Raw genomic sequence first — 18,853 nt, 5'->3', positions numbered from 1 at the left:
TTATTCTTTTTCAGCAGTTCTGATTCCAGTTTACCTAATTGATGACACGCCCTAGCTAACGCCTTTCCAGATGGTGCAGAGTACTGCCAATACTCTGCACCAGATGGAAGTTCCTAATTCAAGTCAAAAATGAGGAATAGAGGTATGCCGTTTGCTCAAAACAAGGTATTTTTATAGCATTCAGGTTAGTCTCAATTCCTTAGCGTACGATTTTCCCAAATTGGCACGGTGATGCCTTATTAGGCTCCGGTAGCGACCCAGATAACCAAGGCGGAATTCCAATATCCACTCTTGTACTGGGAGCGTTGTGACGTAAAATGCCATTGGTGTCAAGTTAAGGCAGAAGCCCAAAGCCCACAATCCTACCAAGAGAGCGGCCAACACAAAAAACTTCAAGACTATGAATTAGACGGGTACGAATATAGTCATTTGTGGGTGCTGAAATCCAAACCTGTCTTTGCAATACTTCTCAAAAGTGCTATGGGTGGAACGGTACAACCGGCGATCGCGCAGCTCCATCAACGCCTTGCCAGCTTCAAAAACTGCTTTTTCCACACAGCGCTCTAAATGTAGGCGATCGCGCTGTTCATCCTCTGTCAACTCTAGGACTTCAACAGCCGTAACAGGGCAACTTGCAACTCGCAATTCGCAATTATAATTAACTGCAAATTGCAAACTGCAAATTGGCAATTGTTTTGGTTGGCTTCTGATTAACTTTGGATTACAAAGTCTGATGCAGTTAGTGATATATTGCCACTTAAATTGGCAAACTCTGACCCAGTTCCAAAGCCAGCCGAAATGCCATTTTGATTGTAGAAAAGCTCCCCACCAATTAGGGTGTCATTACTTAGCCCTCCAATTAAGGTATCCTTACCACTTCCGCCGTTGAGGGTATTATCTCTCGTGTTATCTGTCAGAACGTTGTCAAGGATATTGCCTGTTCCATTAGTAGCTCCTTCCAACAGAATTAAGTTTTCTACATTAGCTTCTAGAGTATATCCTTGAGTAGAAATATAAGGTGCTTTAACGGTATCGATTCCTTCACCCGCGTTCTCAATGATAATTTCATCACCTACGCACCCACCATGTAAATGTCATTACCAGTGCCATTCTTCATTACATCCGCGCCTAAATTGGCAATTAGAGTATCATCGCCTGCATCGCCGTTCAGCATGTCAGTACCATAACCACCATCAAGAGTGTCATTGCCTGCACCACCATTCAAGATATTGTTACCGACACCTTCACCAGTCAGTTTATTATTTTGGCTATTACCAGTCCCGTTACTTGCGTTTGAGCCTGTCATAATCAGATTTTCTACATTGGCTGTCAGAGTGTAAGTAACGGAGGCTCTGACTGGAATGGCACTAAGAAAAGCCGAAACACTTGCGGGTTAAGCACTTTGCAATTGTTTTCGTAATTCATGCCGGGGTTTCGTCATCAAAGGGTAAGCTTTTCCTACCTAAAAATTTTTTGGACAACCCGTACATTTTTGCACTGTCTGGAGTTAAGCATAGCGTAGTTTACCGCCGCAGGCATCCTAACAAGGCGGGCGATTACGCCGGGAGCAAACTTCATTAGCGATCGCAACACTTCATCAAGAACAATCGCCTGCCCCGTCCCCACACTGTTTAATAGCTTTGAAATCTGTAGCGCTTATCCTGTATAGCTTAGAGCTTTTCTTAGTGCCATTCGGCTCTGACTGTATCAACTTCAGTACTGAGTGTAGAGGTTTCGGTGACGATATCTCCAGTGCTGTCAACAATGTAGGTGTCGTTTCCAGTGCTGCCAGTCATACTATCATTACCTGCACCCCCATCAACAGTGTCGTTTCCCACACCACCGTTGATGGTGTCATTTCCACTGCCACCGTTGATAATGTCATTTCCACCGCCACTATTAATAATGTCGTTTCCACCAACAGTATTGATGGTGTCATCTTGAAGAGTGCCTGTGACTGTGAACTTCTCAATGTTATGAAAACCAACGAAATCCAAACGAGTGTTGTCTGTACTGCTGACTTGTCGTATAGCAGTGCCATAAGTGCTACTACCATTGATATCATGTCCGGTTGAAGACTTATCATTTAAAGGGCAGGGGGCAGGGGGAAAGAGATTTTTGGGATTTTTGCACAGATACGGTAATCATAAGTGATTAACCGGACATGATATGAAACGCATACCAGTACCAGTATCGCCAACAGAATAGTCCACTATTAGGCAGTCAATACCATCACCGCCATAAACAGTAGACCTCTTGCACGAATCAAGAAAAAAGAGCGAGTTCATAATTGAGAAGTCCAGCAATCAGATTGCATCGTAAACCGAACCGTTTTCTACGGTTACGATATTGTTCTTTAAGGATGCGAAAAATTTTTAAGCGGCGGTTGATATGTTCACCAACAACACGTAATCTAGCTAACAAGCGATTATGCTGACGTTGTGAAGTTGGTAAATCAGCACCACGAGGTTTTTTGCAGGGTATGCAGCTCAGAGTGTGGAGTTTGGTGATACCTTGGTAGCCTTTATCAGCCAAGCATAACTGCGATCACTCTTGATTTGCTGCTTACTTTGCTCATAGGCAAATTCACCTTTGAGGTGTTCCTTGATAATAGTGTGATTGGCAGTATTAATTGCTGCATAATCCTTCTCCTTTTGCTTACGAGTATAGGCCGCAGCCGTAAAGCATCCACTAGCGAACAATCCCCATAACTGCTGAATTAACTTACTGGGGTTGGGCTGGTTGGGAAGGATTACGGGGGTAAAAGTACCTGCGATCGCAGTCGCCGCAAACATCCCCATTAGCAGCCGTTCTTTTATTAGTAGTGGGGCATATAGCTCTTTACCCTTGGTGAAAATGTTATTGTGCTGCATATATGCCTACCATTACAGCAGCCAAGGCAAAAGTGCCAAATACAAACGTAGGAGCAAATCCAACAATTGACTGGGTACGGTCGATTACGCCGCTACGCTTGTAATAAAGTCCGCACCAGTTAGTTACACCCATACCTAAGATAATTAATAATCCAAGGGTGATAAGGGCGATCGCACCTAATCTACTTTCAGGAAATGCTTTAGATACAAATCTTAGTATTTGGAATAGTGAATATCCAGAAAAGCAGCAGCCAGCGTAGAAGAGATTTTTCATCATGAAAAAATCTCCGCACTCATTTTATAAGCCTCAGTATAACCATCTACATAAGCTTGAGTTTCTGCTGCACCTAACATATATCGAAAAATAGTCTGTTTATACTTAGATTCAATTTCTCTTAGCCTTTGGTCAGCCTCCATTGTTACAGATGCCCATTCGGTGTTAATGTTGTGTAAGTCAACTGCTTTATTAAGTAATGATTTCTGTTTAAAAACAATAGCTTTACCTAATTCTAATTCACCGTCCATTTGTCCTAACTCCTTTTCTAGTTGAATAACTTTATTTGCAGATATCTCAGTTGGTAAAACCATTCTTGCTTTAATACGGGCTGCGGAATTTCCCATATTTCCTATTGCTGTGGGTTTTTGCCCAGAACCAGATAATTTATTATCGTTACTTGCAACTATCCCCCCGAATAAATTCTCGATTGACATTACTGTTTGAACCTTCCTTATTTGCGTTATATGACCAGAAAAAGCAAACTATTGTGATAATAAAGCTTGCACCTAGAAAGCAGATTGTTAACAGAGTGATTCTGTCTGCTGCTTGGGCATTGCATAACTCAATTTCTTGCTTGGAAGTGCGATCGCTTGAAACTTGATAATCCGAACTCGCCACCAACTGTTGAATAATATCGGCGTCCGGTGTCCCCTTGAACTTCACCTCACCAGTTGGCTTCATGGTAAATTCTATTGGTGCGGCTTGGGAAATGATGGCTTCTCCTCTGCCTGAGCTAGAATGCTGAGTGCTGTAAAATCCATAGAAAATAAGAGCTAGTACAAAAAATCCCTGAATGAATACAGCTAAATTCATCCATTTACTTGGTTGAATCTGTTGTGAAAGTAAGGAAATTTGATATGCAGATTTTCTCCTCCTGATTTTATATTTTAAGCCTGCTGAGTGCGCCACTGGTTGAGCTTTTAAAGGCTTGCTGTGTTTGCTCTACATTCTCACCAAAGCGCCTCATTTTTTCAGATAAGTGATTTGATGTAGATGAATTATTAGCTTCAAAATGGCTATAAACTCGGTCAAACATCGAGTTTATTTTACCTATGCTTTCCTGTTTCTTGTGGTCAGAGTAAGCAGTCAGCAGTCAGCAGTCAGCAATCCCTCAACTTCGTTTAGAATGTCATCTATTGTTGAGTTAACGCAATCTATTTGCTCTGCTACATACTTGATATCTTCACTAGATAATTATAAAAATAATTCAATTGTTTTAGATGATACTATTTCTCTAATTTCTTGCTGAGTAGGATGAACTATTTCAACTGTTTCCGATTCAGCTTTTACCTTTACATGATGCTAAAGCCATTTTCTTTCCTCTCGCTGATAAACTTCCAAATAACAGCACGGTAAATAACCGCAAACATTACGCCACTTGTGTAGGTTGTCATCTTGCTATATTTAGAACCAGCCTGTTTAAACCATCGGTAAATAGTTGAAATATCTGGTCTAATGTCTTGTTTAATCAGCAATCTGAGAAATTCTTCACCAGTTATTTGATTAGGAATCAAGTTTTTAGCATTATCAAATGTTGCGAGTATTGCTCTAAACTCTAGTGGTGTTAATGATAATTTAGGGTAACTTTTTCTTAGAGTTGCGTACTCATGTAGGTTGTTTGCATTAAGTTCAAGTCCAGATTCTAAGAGGAATTTTTTTAGCGATCTCCACGTAGTATCGCCAATCCTGTCATCTATAAAAGCTTCGTAAACTTGTCTTAACTCCCTGTCTACTGGTCTTTGTAAAGTGCATATCATTTTCTCACCTCTTGCATCAAATATTTGCAAATTTTTGCAGTAAAACTGCTAATTTTTGATACTAAATTGATTAATGTTTCACGCATTAAACTAGGTTTTCGCGGTAAATTTTCTAGTTATCAAGCTTAATGAATGTTCCCAATAATTAAAGTTTTCCTAATACCTGCAACAATTACAAGCATTAGGTTTTGGTGCAAAAACTATCTGACTAAATTAAAAACCCCCTAACCAGTAGGGGGCAATGATTAAAATCTATAAGCTTGGAATTAAAAAGCTATTGGTGGGGGCGGTTCAATTCCTGCTTCTTTGAGTACTTGTAGTAGTTGCACAACTCTAACAGCCAATTCTCTGGGTGTGGATTTGTTGGTATTCCACTGGGAAACAACTCTGGGAGATGTCCCTAATGCGATGTCCCATCCCGGCTGAGTTGCAAGAGCAAGAAGGATGTTGGAACAGCAGAAAATTTTGCACATCTCACTTACTTCTCCTATGAAATAGCTTTGGGTGATTGAGATGCTTGAGAAGATCAGGAAGAATGCTTTCTCTTTAGTCGATCTTTCACTGCACTCTTAACGTTAAACGCTGGTGGAGCTGGTACAACTAGAAGTTCTCCAGAACCAATCATTCTGAGTAAACCAGCCAGCCAGGGCTTTCCACCATAGACGCAACCGTATTGTTCAGCGATTTGCTCAAGATTCTCTCGTATCTCAGAAGACATACGCATACAAACCGTTTCATTATCCAACTTGGGACGTTTGCCGCGTCCCAGTGCCAGTGCTTCTGTATTTGGATTTGAGTTAGCCATGACTGCAAAAATTTATGAATATGTTAACTTTAGCAAAAATGCTTCCTAAAGCTATGAACTGTTTTCAGATTAGCATAGGCTTTAAAAGTTTAGGTAAATTTTATCATAAACATCACATATATTTTTTTCTAGATATAAATATCTATAATGTTTAGGATTTATTTTTCATTAACCTATGTTATGTTTATACTTAATCAAGAATCATAGGAAACAAGGCTATGCCTAGAGGTAAGGCTTATTTCGTTTGTGGCGGCTACATGTAAGACAGCCAAAAGGGGTGGCCGCCAAGAGCCAGATACCGTTGGCGAAAGTGTTACAAACCTATAAACAAAAGTATTACAACTAAAAGCCGCAACAATAGATTAAAGGTTTTAGCTTACGTAATACTTGCAATACAAGTATGTAGTACATTTTCCAACAGTATCAGAGCCGCGACGACCACCTAAAAGGGAAAATTATATTTATGAAATAAAGCTAACCTAAATGTTTCTCAGGCTCCTAGATTGGTTCTCAAGCTCAAAATAAAAAACAAGATGATTAACAAACAACGCACAAATAAACAAAGCCAACTTGGATGTTTCTCAGGCTCCCAAGCTGGCTTAGTAAATCAAACTATGGAGAAAAACGAAATGGACAAAGATGCCCAATCGATTACTCCCATTCAATCTCATGATAAGTTAGAACCTGAACTTAATGTAAATCCCGACATTCAAGCAAATAAGAAATCTTCGCTTTGGAAATTTCGGGAGTTATGCAAGTTCTGGCAGCCAATCTTGGGAACCAGTGCATCAATCATCTCCTTATTAGTTACATTAGCTCAAATATTCTAGGGAGAATAGGGGTATTAGTAGCAGACATCCTCTAAGAAAAAAGGCGATCGCACCCTGGATCGCCTTTTTGAGTTAGTTTTGAAGAAGCAATCGCAGCTTGACCGCATCGCCTTCTTAATTTCTATGCAGATTCCGGTAAAGTCACCGTCTTAGGCATAGGTTTTGCTTTGACTGTGGGCGTAGCTGATGGCGTAGGAGCTAGATAGCAGTTGTTAATTTGGATCTGCCTCTGGCTTTGAGTCTGAGTTTGCCACTCTTTATAGACAACTCCACCTCCAATACCTAATGACAGGATGCAGGCAGAACCTACAGCAAGGGTTCTTCGAGTAAGCAAAATTCCTCTTTGCACTGGCTTAGAATTGCGTTGCAAAGAGCTAAAGAATTTTAGCGGATTCATAGTTTTTAGTTCTAGTTGGACTAGCGGGACTTGTAGCGAGAAGTCCAGTAGAAGGAAAAAGCCTGAAGCTGGCGATCAACTTTCAAAACTCCATCCTAAATACTTTAGTTCTTTTCTTACAGCAAAGCTGCCCTTATGGAGGGGGCAGCTTTACAAATCTGCTAGTTGTTATGCAAATTTCGCCCCGCTAAAAATATTTTAACCGGGACAGAGTTTTGATAACCGGGACAGAGTTCTGAAAGTTAATCGCTACTTTTATAGTAATATATCAACTAAAAAAAAAAAAAATTCCAAAAGTTGTATAATTATGGGTTTTGCTTCACTAGTAGATGAAGAATCTGTACTTACAAGAATACATCGTGTAAAAACTTTTTGGGCAAGGTTTTTAGCGATTTATGTCGTAACCTTTTTAATGTATTAAATATTACATTTAACTCAAAAATTCAGGGAATTATGACAGTTAAGAAGTTGTTTCTCCCTGTTTTAGTACACTAGATATAGGTTATCATCTTTATAAAAATTTACATTTCTGTAAAATGCTGAAAGCTATGTATATTAAGCTTGTAAGCTTAATATTTGTCTTTTGTATCTTTTGCGGGTTACTAATATTTTAATTAGTAAAATTATGTAAATTTATACGAAGAAAATCATACTTCTGGCGGGCTGCACTTATGCGGTTGGGGAGTGCGACCACCAACACCAACAATTTTGAGCGATCACATCCATTGAGGTATCTGGCGGATTCCGCCAGATAAGTGATCGCCTGTTAGTGAAACAGGAACTTCATTAAAGAAGCGATCGCCATAGTACCAGTGCCACAAGATGGGTCAGATACAGTGCTACGTTGAGATCGCCTACTCCAGGAGGTAAAGTACTCTTAATTGCAGATTAGACAAAATCCAGGGAATGTGGAACTGCTAACTATATATATTAAGAACGCATACATTAAAGATGATGAAGAAACTCTGGGCGAGTTACTACGATGCTGAGTTTGGACAGATAAGAAACGAATCCAACCACTGGACTCTAGAACAATATGCTGTTTTAGGCGATCGCTGTGTACCGATTTGCGTGGATTTTGAACAGGGGCAGATGGGGGAACTTTCATCGCTTCAGCGTGAAGCTATTCGGCAAGCTCTAGCCTTGCCAAGCGATGTGTTAAGCATCACTGCGCCTTTGGTGCTGCAAAATTATAATGTATATCGTGAAATGATAGGGTATGAAGAAATGCCGCAGCTAGCTAATCCCATTCAGGTTTGGGATGAGGTGACTTTCTCATATATCTATGTGCCGCCCCACGTTGAGTATGACCTGCATATTCCTACTTTTCAGTTGATAGCTGAGTGTGACTGGGAGCCAGAACACGGCTTAGAAGTGCGCTTTCGCAATGGAGTAGCAGACGATGCAGATCAGATAGGTGAAACAGGACGCGTCTAATATACCTATGCGATCGCATTTCAACTAATAACTTTCTTAGAGGATAAGGGCGATCGCTCTTTGGGGGTGCGATCGCCTTTGTTTGTGGAGAGCGATCGCGCTCATTAAATGAGCAATGCTTTGGCTCTGGTGAACAGTGGGATGCTGTGTGGAAGAAGTAAGGCGATCAGTGCCATCGCCTTTGCTTTTGAGTCTAGAAAAAGTGATTCTTCCAGAACAGAACCAGAACCACAGGTTGGATCAGAGAGTGAGGGAAGCGATCAGTTTCTTAGAGGAAAAGGCGATCTGGTGCGTAGTTTACCGCCGTAGGCATCGCCTTTTCTTAGAGGATAATCGGATACTTGAGGGGAGCATTAGGGCAGAACTGTTCCACGTCTTTTGAGTGCCGTATATTTACAGTTGTCCAATAACGTACAAGAATATTGCAAATTAGTAGCTATACCTTGATACATGAAAAGTTTCATCTGTTATGTTACTCTGCTCTTATTTGGCACTAGCTTACTAGCTAACAGTCCTAGTACTGCCAATGAATCATCTATTACTAGCAATAGTCTCGTTGTTGCAGAAACTACGAGTAGTGAAGAATTCATCGCTAGGGGTACAGAACCCTTTTGGAGTGTTACTGTGAGCAAGAAGGGAATTGTCTACTCTTCGCCAGACACAAAACAGCAAACCTTCTCCTATGTTGCACCTCTAAAAGCAGAGGCGCGTCCCGCAGACTTAGTGCGAGTTTACCGACTTAAAGGCAAAAGCAACAATATCTTAATCATCAAAAAAGTTGATGCCTGTAGCGATGGTATGTCAGATAAAGAGTATCCATACTCGGCAATTTTTATCCTGGGGAATAAAGTTTTAGAAGGTTGTGCTGAGAAAAAATGATGCCCCATCTGCAAATTTAGCCTTTACCGCCAAGGCATTCACGCAGCGTTCGCCCGTGCCCAGAATTGTGCAGTAGACAAACGTATACTACAACTGTATTATTGATATAAGTCTCAATTACAAACACTACAAGCCTTCAATGATAAGCAGATTCTCCTCAACCATTAATAGCGCGGTGCATTGCCGACCCAACAAGGGTTTAGGCAGAGTAATCGTGCTATTTGCATTTGAGGGAATGTATCGGTTATTAAGCTGTAAATCTGCTCGTGTTGGCATTTTTGAAGCGATTGCCGGATGGCTGAATCTAGATCAACTTATCCAAAGCGGGAGGTGCAAGTGTTTTATAGCACCAACATAGGGCAAAAAGTATTTACCCTGAGCGCAGTCGAAGGGTCAACTACCTGACCCCCGCTCCTGTTCACCAGAGGCGGGGGTTATTTTTTGAGGAGTGGATTTAACGTATGCAAGCTCAACCACACATATTACAAAATTCGGTCGTGGTGTTCTCTAAGAACTACCTACGACTGGCACGTATCAACATCAAACGAGCAATAGTGCTGTTAGTCACAGGTCAGGCAGAATCGTTGAATTTTGGCAGTACAAAGCAGTGGGAAGTTCGTTCACCCAGCGTTGTACTACAAGTTCCCGAACATATTCGCTTGACTGTTGGTAATCCCGAACGGCACTGGAAAGTACCACCTGTAAATCGGCGTGAGGTACTCAAGCGAGACAACCACACCTGCCAATACTGCGGTAGCAGCAAGCATCTGACCCTTGACCATGTAATACCCCGCTCAAAAGGTGGACAGCACAGTTGGGACAATGTTGTAACTGCGTGTGCAAAGTGTAATTCAATCAAGAGCGATCGCTTACCTTATGAAGCTGGAATGGTTCTCAAAAGTAAGCCTAAAGCCCCAATTCACCCAGCAGTTGCATTTGCTGAACAATTCTGGAGCGCACAACGCTTGAGTGAAACTGAGTAATTTACTCAAAGCAAATCACAGAGGGCAATGAGCGCCATTAAGCAACCCTTGCCCTCTCAGTTTTCAAAAAAGTTTGTAGTACGCCCTTGATACCTATAATACATAATATAGTATATATGTATTGGAAGACTACAGCCTCTCAAAAAGGCATAGCGCAAACACTTCTGAACCATGAAAACTAAATAATTGCCATCCAACGTGGGGGTGTAGCTTAGTCTGGTTTAAAGCAGTCGCTATATTCGTGCGAAAGACCGTGGGTTCAAATCCCATCATCCCCGTGTAGCCTTGTGGACAAATAGACAAGTCGTTCTGATTCTCAGTCAGAGAGAAGCGGGTGCAACTCCCGTCAAGGCTTCCAAATGAGGATGTAGCTCAGTCGGAAAGAGCGCTTGTTTCCGAGGCAAGTGGTCACAGGTTCGATTCCTGTTGTCCTCGTAGTATGTCCAGGTCGCCTAATGGTAGGGTGTTGGCCTGCAAAACCGACTGTGCGAGTTCGACTCTCGCCCTGGACTCCAAACGTTGCAGTGTAGCGATTTACGGCAAAGCCCCAAGCTCATAACTTGGTATATGTGAGTACCCTTCGGGAACGCTGGCGCGAACGACTCTCGCCACTGCTACCAAATGCACAGATGGTGTAACGGCAGCACCAGGGTCTCCAAAACCTTTAGTCAGGGTTCAAATCCAAGTCTTTAGCGTTCTATTACGTGCCCCAACACGAGAAGCTTACAAACTGGTTAATCGGTCTACAAAACCGAAGTAGGTTCGACTCCTACAGCCTCCGCCAAACCTGGAGGCTGTTAAAAACAGCTTCTCAAACTTGTACGTGGTAGAAATTTCTCTCTTGGTGCAGAAGCGAAGTGGCCGAGCGGCACGTCTTTCAAGCGTGTAATTAGCGGGTTCAAGTCCCGCCAGACACCCCTTATATGGAAGATGCTGCTCAAGGGAGGGCAACTAGTCTTGAAAACTAGAGCAGGGTAACACCTGGGGGTTCGATTCTTCCATCTTCCGCTTTCCACCAGAAGCCGAAAAGTGAGGCGCTGTGCTGATAACACAGATATAGGAGGGGCAGTACCTCTCTGGTGGATTCTTTCTGGTAGGCGTAGGTCGCCGCAGGCATAGCTTAGGCTTTTAACTAACGATTTTTCTTAGAGGAAAAATGATCCGGTCACTGTGGCTGCGATCGCCGCTGCAAGGCTGTCAGGATAGAAAACTGGCTGTGCCAATCTTAGCAAATCCTCATTCTGCGCTAATGTTTTAACCATCGCACACGATTTATATAACTATTGTGGGGTGGGTAGCGTTCGACTGAACTTCGACAAGTGTTACAGTGAGCCTGTCGAACTGCTCAGTTACCGCGCTCATGCCGAAGTCTGATGAACAAGCACATCAAGAGCCAATAAATTTTCGTACAGCTTCGCGCAATTGTTCAGCATCAAAAGGTTTGATCAAATATTCTGTTGCACCCGCCAGATGACCCTTCACCCGGTCGAAGGGGGAATCTTGAGAAGTCACCATAATCACGGGCAAATGCTGAAACTGGGGCAGGCTCCGCACCGTGCGGCAAAACTCCAACCCGTTTACATCCGGCATCTGCACATCCAATAGCAAGACTGAAATCGGTTGATGATAAATGATCGACAAGGCATCAACCGCGTTAGCGGCTGTTATTACTTGATAGCCCGGTTCTAACGCTCGTTTAATCATTTGATGAATCACAGGGCTGTCATCAAGTGCGAGAACAATCCGTGAGCTTGTCGTATCATTTGACATACTTTACAAGTCGATGAGTCAATCATCGTTGGCATTTAGCCTAGCATTCCCAAAGGAAGACTTGAACAATTGATATGTTGATAATTTTATACATACTTTAAGTACTTTTAACCAGAGGCTCAACCGGAATTTGAATCAAGAACTCGCTGCCTTTCCCAAGTTCTGAGGAGCATTTTAAAATGCCGCCATGTTTTTCAACCACAATTTGATAGCTGATGGACAGTCCCAGCCCGGTTCCCTTGCCGATGGGTTTGGTGGTGAAGAATGGATTGAACAGTTTTTGCTGGGTTGTTTCTGTCATGCCAGAACCGTTATCTCGAATCCGAATCACTACACTATCTGCGTGCGAAAATTGGGATAGATCGGAACTACCCGATTTTTCTCTACTAATGAGTTCTGTTTGAATGGTAACGATCGGATTAGGCGTTTCATCTAAGGCATCGATCGCGTTACCCAAAAGATTCATAAATACTTGATTCAATTGCCCCGCATAACAATCAACAGGCGGTAAATTGTCGTATGCTTTAATCACTTGAATCTCAAACTTGGCACTAGTTAATTTCAACCGACTCTTCAAAATTAACAACGTGTTGTCAATTCCTTCATGGATATCCACAGGTTTCATCTCTGCTTCATCCAGACGCGAGAAGTTCCGCAGAGATAGGACAATTTGCCGAATTCGTTCTCCACCCATTTGCATCGACGACAATAGATTAGGCAAATCTTGCATCAAGAAATCAAGATCGATGGACTCTATCTTTTCCTGAATAGCATCAGTTCCATTGGGATAGGTTGCTTGATAAAGATGCAATAGTTCCAGCAAATCCCGAACATAGTTGGTTGCATAAGTAATATTACCGTTAATAAAGTTAACCGGGTTGTTGATTTCGTGGGCAACTCCGGCCACCAATTGTCCCAGGCTAGACATCTTCTCTTGCTGTACCAGTTGCATTTGGGTTTGCTGCAACTGGCTCAGGGCGTTTCCTAGATAGGTGGCTTGAGTTTGAGCGGCAAAGGCGGTTGCTCGTGTTTGGGCAAGCAGTTCTGCCTGATCGAGAGCGATCGCTACTTGATCGGTGACAGCTTTGAGTAACCGAACTTCGCTATCAGTCCATTGGCGCGAACCGCGACAGTGATGGCAAATAATAGCACCCAATTGACCAGAATGGGTTCTCAGTGGCAGCAACAGCACCGAGGTTACTGCCAGTTGATGCAGCAGGGTGCGATCCTCCGGGGTGAGTGCCTCTGAGGTAGTAGAAACATCCTCAATCCTTAGCATATCTAGATTTAAGATAGTTTCTGCCAGAACGGAGCCTGGACCAAGGGAAAGTTCCCCCAACGCCATCTGAATCTCTGGGTTAGTCGCTTCGTGAGTCACCATAAAGTTGAACCGATCTTTGTTGGGCAGACACCACACAAAGTCACAGCGATCGACTTGCAACAGACTATGAATCTCATTCACTGCCGTTTGTAAAATCGTGTCCAGATCCAGAGAATTACGGATTTGATTTGCCAGATTAAACAGAATTGAATCTTGTTGACCAACCAATTCCTGGGTAATCAATTGCTGTTTTAATTGTTTGATTTCCGGGATCGTTTGACGCAACTTCGTGGTGTTGCGCTTTAGCTCCAATTGCGCTACCACTTGGTGGCTGAGTATCTGCAATCCTTTCCGTTGTTTCTGATTCAGATCGCGCGGTTCAATGTCCATGACGCAGAGTGTACCCAAGGCACAACCGCCAGTTATTACTAGGGGTACTCCGGCATAAAATCGAATATTGGGAGCATTGATAACGAAGGGATTGGTGGCAAAGCGGGGATCGGCCAGGGTATCTGGAATTACAAATACATCTGACTGGCGAATGGTGTAGTTACAAAATGCTAGGTCTCGGCGAATTTCTGTTAATGTGATTCCCACCTTAGACTTAACCAACTGGCGATCGGCTCCGATAAAACTCACCAGTGCCATTGGAGTTTCGCACAGATCGGCTGCCAGTGCTGTTAAGTCATCTAATGCTCGATTGGGTACAGCATCCAAACCCTGAAACTGATATACTGCTTTGAGCCGTGTCAGTTCGTTGGTGCAGGGGAGCATGGAATCAACTAATAATTCAGGGATTTTCATAGTTTTATAATTGAGGTGCGATCGCTAATTTGACAGCGAAACAAGTATATTTGCGATCGCTACTCTAAGTTTTTCTGAAGCTTTAGATTTCATAAACTCTTATTTTCTAGCAATATTTTAAATCAAATTCTGAATGCGAGTTCAAGTATAACGCCGTTTACTTAGATGCTGTTAATGGCAACTTACAACGTTTATCGGATAAATACGGGGCTAACTTATTGCACTGTTATCATATGCCAAGCTTGCCGCCAGATAAGGTACTTCCAACTAAAAAAATATCCTATCGCTGTGTAGGCAGCAAAGCCGGGAGCAGGGGGCAGGGAGAAAAAGAAAATAAATATATATTATCTGAATAAATTGGATAATTTATTTTCTGGAAGTCCCTAACTTGAAAATGGAAGCGATGTTCAGCCATTTGCGTCGCCATCAACGGCGAATCAGTGACCGCAAGTCAACTGCCGCATTGCGCTATTTTGGTCAATAGACCTCTTGGCATTTGTGCTTTTTGCACTCTTGGGGAAAAAGGTGCATGTTAAAGGGGAAGGGGAAGCGGACAATACAGAACCTTTTCCCTTTCATCCTGCCCCTTATCCCCTTCTTGAAACCCGACCTTCCCCTTTTCTCGGACTTTTGCCAAGAAATCCAATATCAATGCGAGCGGAGGATGTAATTTCTGTAAAAAATGACTAATTCCAAATAAGATGTTTGTAAAAAGTTTCGTCAAACCTGTGGGCTTGTTACTGTTACATAACAGTAGAAGTAATTTATCAGGTTATAGTGAGTGAGGTTGTTGTTTTGAAATCCCAATTAACTAATCATCAGGTCGAATTACAGGATTGCACTATTTTTTATCAGCAAAGTAAGTCGGAGTCGAGTTCAATCCCGATTCTTTTTTTACACGGATGGGGAATCTCTACCCAGCCTTATCAAGAAGTGCTGACACTACTAGCACAGCACCACAGCATAATTGCTCCTGACTTGCCTAGTTTTGCAAGATCGAGTCACTCTGGGCTAATTTTTGATTACGTTAGCTATAGCAAACTTCTCCTCTCGTTCTTGGAAGTTTTAGAGTTACAACATTTTCATCTAGTTGGACAATCATTTGGCGGAGGTATTGCTATTACTTTAGCTGCAAGCGTTCCAGAAAAAGTTACCAGTGTAATTCTGATAGATAGTACAGGAATTCCCACGCTATCAATACCGAAGATAATTCTGCGAAGGGGGATCGAAATGACGGTTCAACTGTTTTTACCAAGAATGGGGTTGAAATTAGTTGATATTCCTTTAGTTTTCTCCTATAACCTGTTATTTAATACAAGAAATGTTCTTCAAGGATTGCTAATTTCTTTGTACGAAGACATCAGCTATTTACTACCAAAAATCCTAGCTCCTTGTTTATTATTATGGTCAGAGAAAGACCTAACTACGCCATTAAGTAACGCTCAAGAAATGGCGGCGAAGATACCCAACAGTAAGTTAATGACTGTAGAAGAAGGTTGTCACGAATGGGGACTTTGGTATCCTGAAAAATTCACCTCACTCATACTGGATTTTATTTGTCAAAAAATTGAGAAATATTAATATAGCTAGTACCGCCAGACCCAAATCACTCATTCAAAAAGCTTATTGTATAGGCTTATCAATAGACCTTTTCGCATTTGTATTTTTTGCACTCTTGTGGGAAAAGGGACTCATTTTTATTGGGGAAAGGGAAAATACCAAACCTTTCCCCCTTTCCCCTTTCCCTTTTCCCGACAAATGCCAAGAAGTCTAATGATTTAAAATGGTCTATTTATTTACACTTCTCTTCCACAGCCGTCAAATAGGGTCGCTTCACCTCCCCCAGATGCTTCATCACAGCACGTGCGGCTTCTTCCAAGTTCTCGTTTTCCCGCAATTTATTAATGCGATCGCATATCTCCTGCATCTGCTGACATTCCGATTCCAATGCGTAAGTCCTAAGAAAGATTAATCCTCAATATTTAAAATCCAATTTTGAAATTTTGGTTTTAATATAGAATTTCTACATACCCTTGTGTTCCATTCACCCGGATTCTCTGTCCGTCTTCGATCAGCTTAGTAGCATTCTCCACTCCGACAACTGCACTTATACCATATTCACGTGCGATAACTGCTCCATGTGTCATCAGTCCACCAACTTCGGTGACTAGGCCTTTTATGGATACAAACAATGGTGTCCAACTAGGGTCAGTAAAAGAGGTGACTAATATATCGCCATTTTCTAGATCGGCATCTTCCATGTTTAAGATAACACGTGCTCGTCCCTCTATAACTCCAGAGGAAACAGCCAGACCTACAATAGCTTCGGCTGGGAGATTTTCCCGTTTGTACCGACCTGCAATGATTTCACCATCAGACGTAATAATACGTGGGGGAGTTAGCTTTTCATAGTGTTTGTACTCGTCTTTTCGTTTGCCGATCGTTTGGTAATCAAGTTTATTTATACGTACAACTGAGCGAAGTTCTTCAAAAGTGAGATAGTATATATCTTCTTTTTCATTAATAACGCCCGCTTGTACGAGTTGTTCGGCTTCTTTGAGTAAAGCTTTCTTATAAACGAAGTAGCGGTTAACTATGCCGTATTTTGGATATTCGCGATAACCGATGAAATTACGAATTAGGTTGATCGTTCGTTTTGTCTGTTCGGCCTTTTGTTCGCCATCCGGTAATTGCTGCAATCGATTTAATAACTCTTGTTCTTTTTTCAAAGCCTCTTGTCGCCCTTGCTCAAATTTGCGATCGCCCGCACCAGGCTCAAAGTTTTTGATGTGACTGAGAATCATGGGGACAAGCGTAGTTGGTTTTTCACTCCAACGAGTTTTAGTAATATCGATTTCTCCGGCACATCGCATTCCGTATTTGTTGAGATAAGCATAGATAGCGTCTTGGGTTTCCTTTCCACCATTAAACTTAACCAGTTCATCCAAAAAGCTATCATCTTTTATATGTTGTAAATAATCAATTACTTCAGGATAAGGACGAATCACATCTGCGACATCCAATAGTTGCAGACCCATTTCGGAAGTAATATTGTTTGGTACAGATTGAGAAAGCGTGTCTGCTGCGTTTTTTTCACCTAACCACTCCTGCATTTTTTCATTGATCCATGATGAAGCATTCATAGCAGTCATAATCGCACCAAAACTTTGTGGATCGGATAAACTCTTCTTTAATTGCTGGATATCTTCTTGAATAAAATCAATCAGATCCGATCCTGATTTCGTCTGGATGTTCTGTTTTAAATCTTCTACCAATGTTTGACTACGCCCAATCAAATCGGGAACGATCGCCGGATCGTATTCGGTCAGCGTTTGAAAATCCAAAGACGATGCACCCTGATTGCTGTTACCGGAACTTTGTTCTTGCTTGTCATCTGGTAACAATTTTCTGAAATCTCCCCGATCTAGTATGGTCATAAGTGCGTCCCTTATCAGCGGATCGGATTTTCCCAAAACATCTATCAAAATTTTTCTTCTCACAGGTGAAGCCAAATCATGGGTGACATCAACAAACAACCTTCCACCAGCTTGATACATGGGGCGAGCAGCTGTTAACTGGAATAAAGACAATCCCAATGGTTTGATGGGGTCAGTCATCATTTGTTGATGACCGACAGATACATAAACGTGATTTTCTTCATCATTCGCTTCAGGAATGGGATATAAAGTCGTGATAGGCCGACTCTGGACAATATGAAATATGTCATCCACCAAACACCATTCGATGTCCTGGGGGCAGCCGAAATGTGCTTCGATCTTTCTGCCTATGCGCTCAAGCTGTACAATCTGCTCATCCGTCAGTGCTTGCCTGTTTTGTCTTTCAGGCTCAATCTCCTGTTCTTTCGTCCCGCCATCTTTTAAGGCGTAAATAGCCAGTTTCTTGGTGGATATCTTCTTATCGATAACCTTGCCGTTGCACACTTTATAGATATCAGCATTCACCAGACCTCTGACCAAGGCTTCACCAAGTCCGAAGCCCGCATCAATGGATAAAACCTTCCGATTAGAAGTGACGGGATCGGCAGTAAACAAAATTCCTGCCACCTGTGGAAAAACCATTTTCTGAACAACCACAGACAGGTGGACTTGACGGTGGTCGAAGCCATTTTGAAGGCGGTAAATTACTGCTCTCTCGGTAAATAGCGATGCCCAGCACTTGCTAATATGCTTTAAAATTGCTTCCTTCCCGATAATGTTCAAATACGTATCCTGCTGACCTGCAAAAGAGGCTGTCGGTAAATCCTCAGCAGTTGCGCTGGATCGTACTGCATAGGCATTTTTTTCTCCAAGCCTGGAGAGAAGGCGGGCGATCTCTTCATTAATGTCTTGAGAAATAGTTATACCTTCAATAACCCTACGAATCTCACCGCTAAGTTCGCTGATTTTATCCCTGTCTTCCACCTTCAGAAGCGATAACCGATCGAGTAATTCGTTAATCGACGACGTTTCCCCAATGATTCTTGTAAAAGCTTTAGTAGAAATACAAAAGCCATCCGGTACGAGTATTCCTTCAATTTTGGTAAGTTCCTCCAGGTTCGCACCTTTACCCCCAACAACCTTGAGTTTTGTTTTGTCGATATCTTGAAAACCAAGCACATATGAACTCATCAGTTTCCCTCCTTTGGCAATTCATACTACGGTTGCAATCAGCGGCAGCAAACAGCCTTTGCATCACAACCAGGATGTTTAACAGTCCGCTG

21 protein-coding genes, 5 tRNA genes and 2 pseudogenes are annotated in these 18,853 nt (G+C 42.2%); 11 read left to right on the top strand and 17 right to left on the bottom strand.

The window, feature by feature from the left end:
• Positions 1-441 precede the first annotated feature (441 nt).
• From RM368_RS14550 to RM368_RS14495, 12 genes and pseudogenes are all read right to left on the bottom strand, one after another.
• Positions 442-675 (bottom strand): annotated as a pseudogene (locus RM368_RS14550) (hypothetical protein); the annotation flags it as partial.
• A 35-nt stretch (positions 676-710) separates the two neighbouring features.
• Positions 711-962 carry a hypothetical protein gene (locus RM368_RS14545; RefSeq protein WP_322694707.1) on the bottom strand — a complete coding sequence of 84 codons (252 nt, stop codon included), beginning with the start codon at positions 960-962 and terminating at the stop codon, positions 711-713.
• 110 nt (positions 963-1,072) lie between these two features.
• Positions 1,073-1,306 (bottom strand): hypothetical protein, encoded by a 234-nt coding sequence (locus tag RM368_RS14540; protein ID WP_322694706.1) that lies wholly within the window; start codon positions 1,304-1,306, stop codon positions 1,073-1,075.
• 376 nt (positions 1,307-1,682) lie between these two features.
• Positions 1,683-1,997: a hypothetical protein gene (locus tag RM368_RS14535; protein WP_322694705.1), complete on the bottom strand. Its 315-nt coding sequence runs from the start codon at positions 1,995-1,997 to the stop codon at positions 1,683-1,685.
• A 268-nt stretch (positions 1,998-2,265) separates the two neighbouring features.
• A pseudogene (locus tag RM368_RS14530) lies at positions 2,266-2,535 on the bottom strand (transposase family protein); the annotation flags it as partial.
• Positions 2,490-2,873 carry a hypothetical protein gene (locus tag RM368_RS14525; protein WP_322694704.1) on the bottom strand — a complete coding sequence of 128 codons (384 nt, stop codon included), beginning with the start codon at positions 2,871-2,873 and terminating at the stop codon, positions 2,490-2,492. The gene RM368_RS14525 and the pseudogene RM368_RS14530, both read right to left, overlap by 46 nt.
• Complete coding sequence (locus tag RM368_RS14520) at positions 2,860-3,150, bottom strand: hypothetical protein (RefSeq protein ID WP_322694703.1); 291 nt, start codon at positions 3,148-3,150, stop codon at positions 2,860-2,862. Before RM368_RS14520 ends, RM368_RS14525 begins: the two co-directional genes overlap by 14 nt.
• Positions 3,147-3,584, bottom strand: coding sequence for a hypothetical protein (locus RM368_RS14515; protein ID WP_322694702.1), 438 nt, complete (start codon positions 3,582-3,584; stop codon positions 3,147-3,149). Before RM368_RS14515 ends, RM368_RS14520 begins: the two co-directional genes overlap by 4 nt.
• Positions 3,544-3,963: a hypothetical protein gene (locus tag RM368_RS14510; RefSeq protein ID WP_322694701.1), complete on the bottom strand. Its 420-nt coding sequence runs from the start codon at positions 3,961-3,963 to the stop codon at positions 3,544-3,546. The genes RM368_RS14515 and RM368_RS14510 overlap by 41 nt, the downstream gene beginning before the upstream one ends.
• Positions 3,964-4,442: 479 nt before the next feature.
• Positions 4,443-4,937 carry a hypothetical protein gene (locus RM368_RS14505; RefSeq protein WP_322694700.1) on the bottom strand — a complete coding sequence of 165 codons (495 nt, stop codon included), beginning with the start codon at positions 4,935-4,937 and terminating at the stop codon, positions 4,443-4,445.
• 236 nt (positions 4,938-5,173) lie between these two features.
• Positions 5,174-5,380, bottom strand: a complete 207-nt coding sequence (locus tag RM368_RS14500) for a hypothetical protein (protein ID WP_322694699.1) — start codon at positions 5,378-5,380, stop codon at positions 5,174-5,176.
• 53 nt (positions 5,381-5,433) lie between these two features.
• Positions 5,434-5,712 (bottom strand): hypothetical protein, encoded by a 279-nt coding sequence (locus tag RM368_RS14495; RefSeq protein WP_322694698.1) that lies wholly within the window; start codon positions 5,710-5,712, stop codon positions 5,434-5,436.
• A 533-nt stretch (positions 5,713-6,245) separates the two neighbouring features.
• Here RM368_RS14495 and RM368_RS14490 point away from each other — a divergent pair.
• Positions 6,246-6,542 carry a hypothetical protein gene (locus RM368_RS14490; protein WP_322694697.1) on the top strand — a complete coding sequence of 99 codons (297 nt, stop codon included), beginning with the start codon at positions 6,246-6,248 and terminating at the stop codon, positions 6,540-6,542.
• A 121-nt stretch (positions 6,543-6,663) separates the two neighbouring features.
• Here the strand turns inward: RM368_RS14490 and RM368_RS14485 are convergent, their stop codons facing one another.
• Entirely contained in the window at positions 6,664-6,939 is a 276-nt protein-coding gene (locus tag RM368_RS14485) for a hypothetical protein (RefSeq protein WP_322694696.1), read from the bottom strand.
• A 951-nt stretch (positions 6,940-7,890) separates the two neighbouring features.
• Here RM368_RS14485 and RM368_RS14480 point away from each other — a divergent pair.
• The 9 genes from RM368_RS14480 (at position 7,891) to RM368_RS14440 (ending at position 11,246) form a co-directional block, all read left to right on the top strand.
• Positions 7,891-8,376: a DUF6985 domain-containing protein gene (locus RM368_RS14480; protein WP_322694695.1), complete on the top strand. Its 486-nt coding sequence runs from the start codon at positions 7,891-7,893 to the stop codon at positions 8,374-8,376.
• Between the two features lie 108 nt (positions 8,377-8,484).
• Positions 8,485-8,685: a hypothetical protein gene (locus tag RM368_RS14475; protein ID WP_322694694.1), complete on the top strand. Its 201-nt coding sequence runs from the start codon at positions 8,485-8,487 to the stop codon at positions 8,683-8,685.
• A 141-nt stretch (positions 8,686-8,826) separates the two neighbouring features.
• The gene (locus tag RM368_RS14470) at positions 8,827-9,255 is read left to right on the top strand and encodes a hypothetical protein (RefSeq protein WP_322694693.1); all 429 of its coding nucleotides are present in this window, start codon (positions 8,827-8,829) and stop codon (positions 9,253-9,255) included.
• Between the two features lie 461 nt (positions 9,256-9,716).
• Complete coding sequence (locus RM368_RS14465) at positions 9,717-10,238, top strand: HNH endonuclease (protein ID WP_322694692.1); 522 nt, start codon at positions 9,717-9,719, stop codon at positions 10,236-10,238.
• Between the two features lie 200 nt (positions 10,239-10,438).
• Positions 10,439-10,516, top strand: a tRNA-Tyr gene (locus tag RM368_RS14460).
• A 3-nt stretch (positions 10,517-10,519) separates the two neighbouring features.
• Positions 10,520-10,596 (top strand) — tRNA-Glu (locus RM368_RS14455).
• Between the two features lie 3 nt (positions 10,597-10,599).
• A tRNA-Arg gene (locus RM368_RS14450) sits at positions 10,600-10,673 on the top strand.
• A gap of 6 nt (positions 10,674-10,679) precedes the next feature.
• Positions 10,680-10,753, top strand: a tRNA-Cys gene (locus tag RM368_RS14445).
• 410 nt (positions 10,754-11,163) lie between these two features.
• Positions 11,164-11,246 (top strand) — tRNA-Ser (locus tag RM368_RS14440).
• Between the two features lie 378 nt (positions 11,247-11,624).
• Here RM368_RS14440 and RM368_RS14435 read toward each other — a convergent pair.
• Positions 11,625-12,008 carry a response regulator gene (locus RM368_RS14435; RefSeq protein ID WP_322676230.1) on the bottom strand — a complete coding sequence of 128 codons (384 nt, stop codon included), beginning with the start codon at positions 12,006-12,008 and terminating at the stop codon, positions 11,625-11,627.
• Positions 12,009-12,105: 97 nt separating this feature from the next.
• Positions 12,106-14,133 (bottom strand): GAF domain-containing protein, encoded by a 2,028-nt coding sequence (locus RM368_RS14430; RefSeq protein WP_322694691.1) that lies wholly within the window; start codon positions 14,131-14,133, stop codon positions 12,106-12,108.
• 795 nt (positions 14,134-14,928) lie between these two features.
• Here RM368_RS14430 and RM368_RS14425 point away from each other — a divergent pair.
• A complete protein-coding gene (locus RM368_RS14425; RefSeq protein WP_322694690.1) occupies positions 14,929-15,714 on the top strand; it encodes an alpha/beta hydrolase in 786 nt (261 codons plus the stop codon).
• A 211-nt stretch (positions 15,715-15,925) separates the two neighbouring features.
• Here the strand turns inward: RM368_RS14425 and RM368_RS14420 are convergent, their stop codons facing one another.
• A complete protein-coding gene (locus tag RM368_RS14420) occupies positions 15,926-16,081 on the bottom strand; it encodes a hypothetical protein (RefSeq protein WP_322694689.1) in 156 nt (51 codons plus the stop codon).
• Positions 16,082-16,142: 61 nt separating this feature from the next.
• Positions 16,143-18,761, bottom strand: a complete 2,619-nt coding sequence (gene ppsA / locus RM368_RS14415) for a phosphoenolpyruvate synthase (RefSeq protein ID WP_322694688.1) — start codon at positions 18,759-18,761, stop codon at positions 16,143-16,145.
• Positions 18,762-18,853 lie beyond the last annotated feature (92 nt).

Origin of the sequence: Nostoc sp. DedSLP03, assembly GCF_034530815.1 — a bacterium.
Taxonomy (GTDB): Bacteria; Cyanobacteriota; Cyanobacteriia; order Cyanobacteriales; family Nostocaceae; genus Nostoc.
The sequence above is the reverse complement of the archived record's forward strand: the minus strand, read 5'-3'. Positions and strand labels throughout refer to the sequence as shown.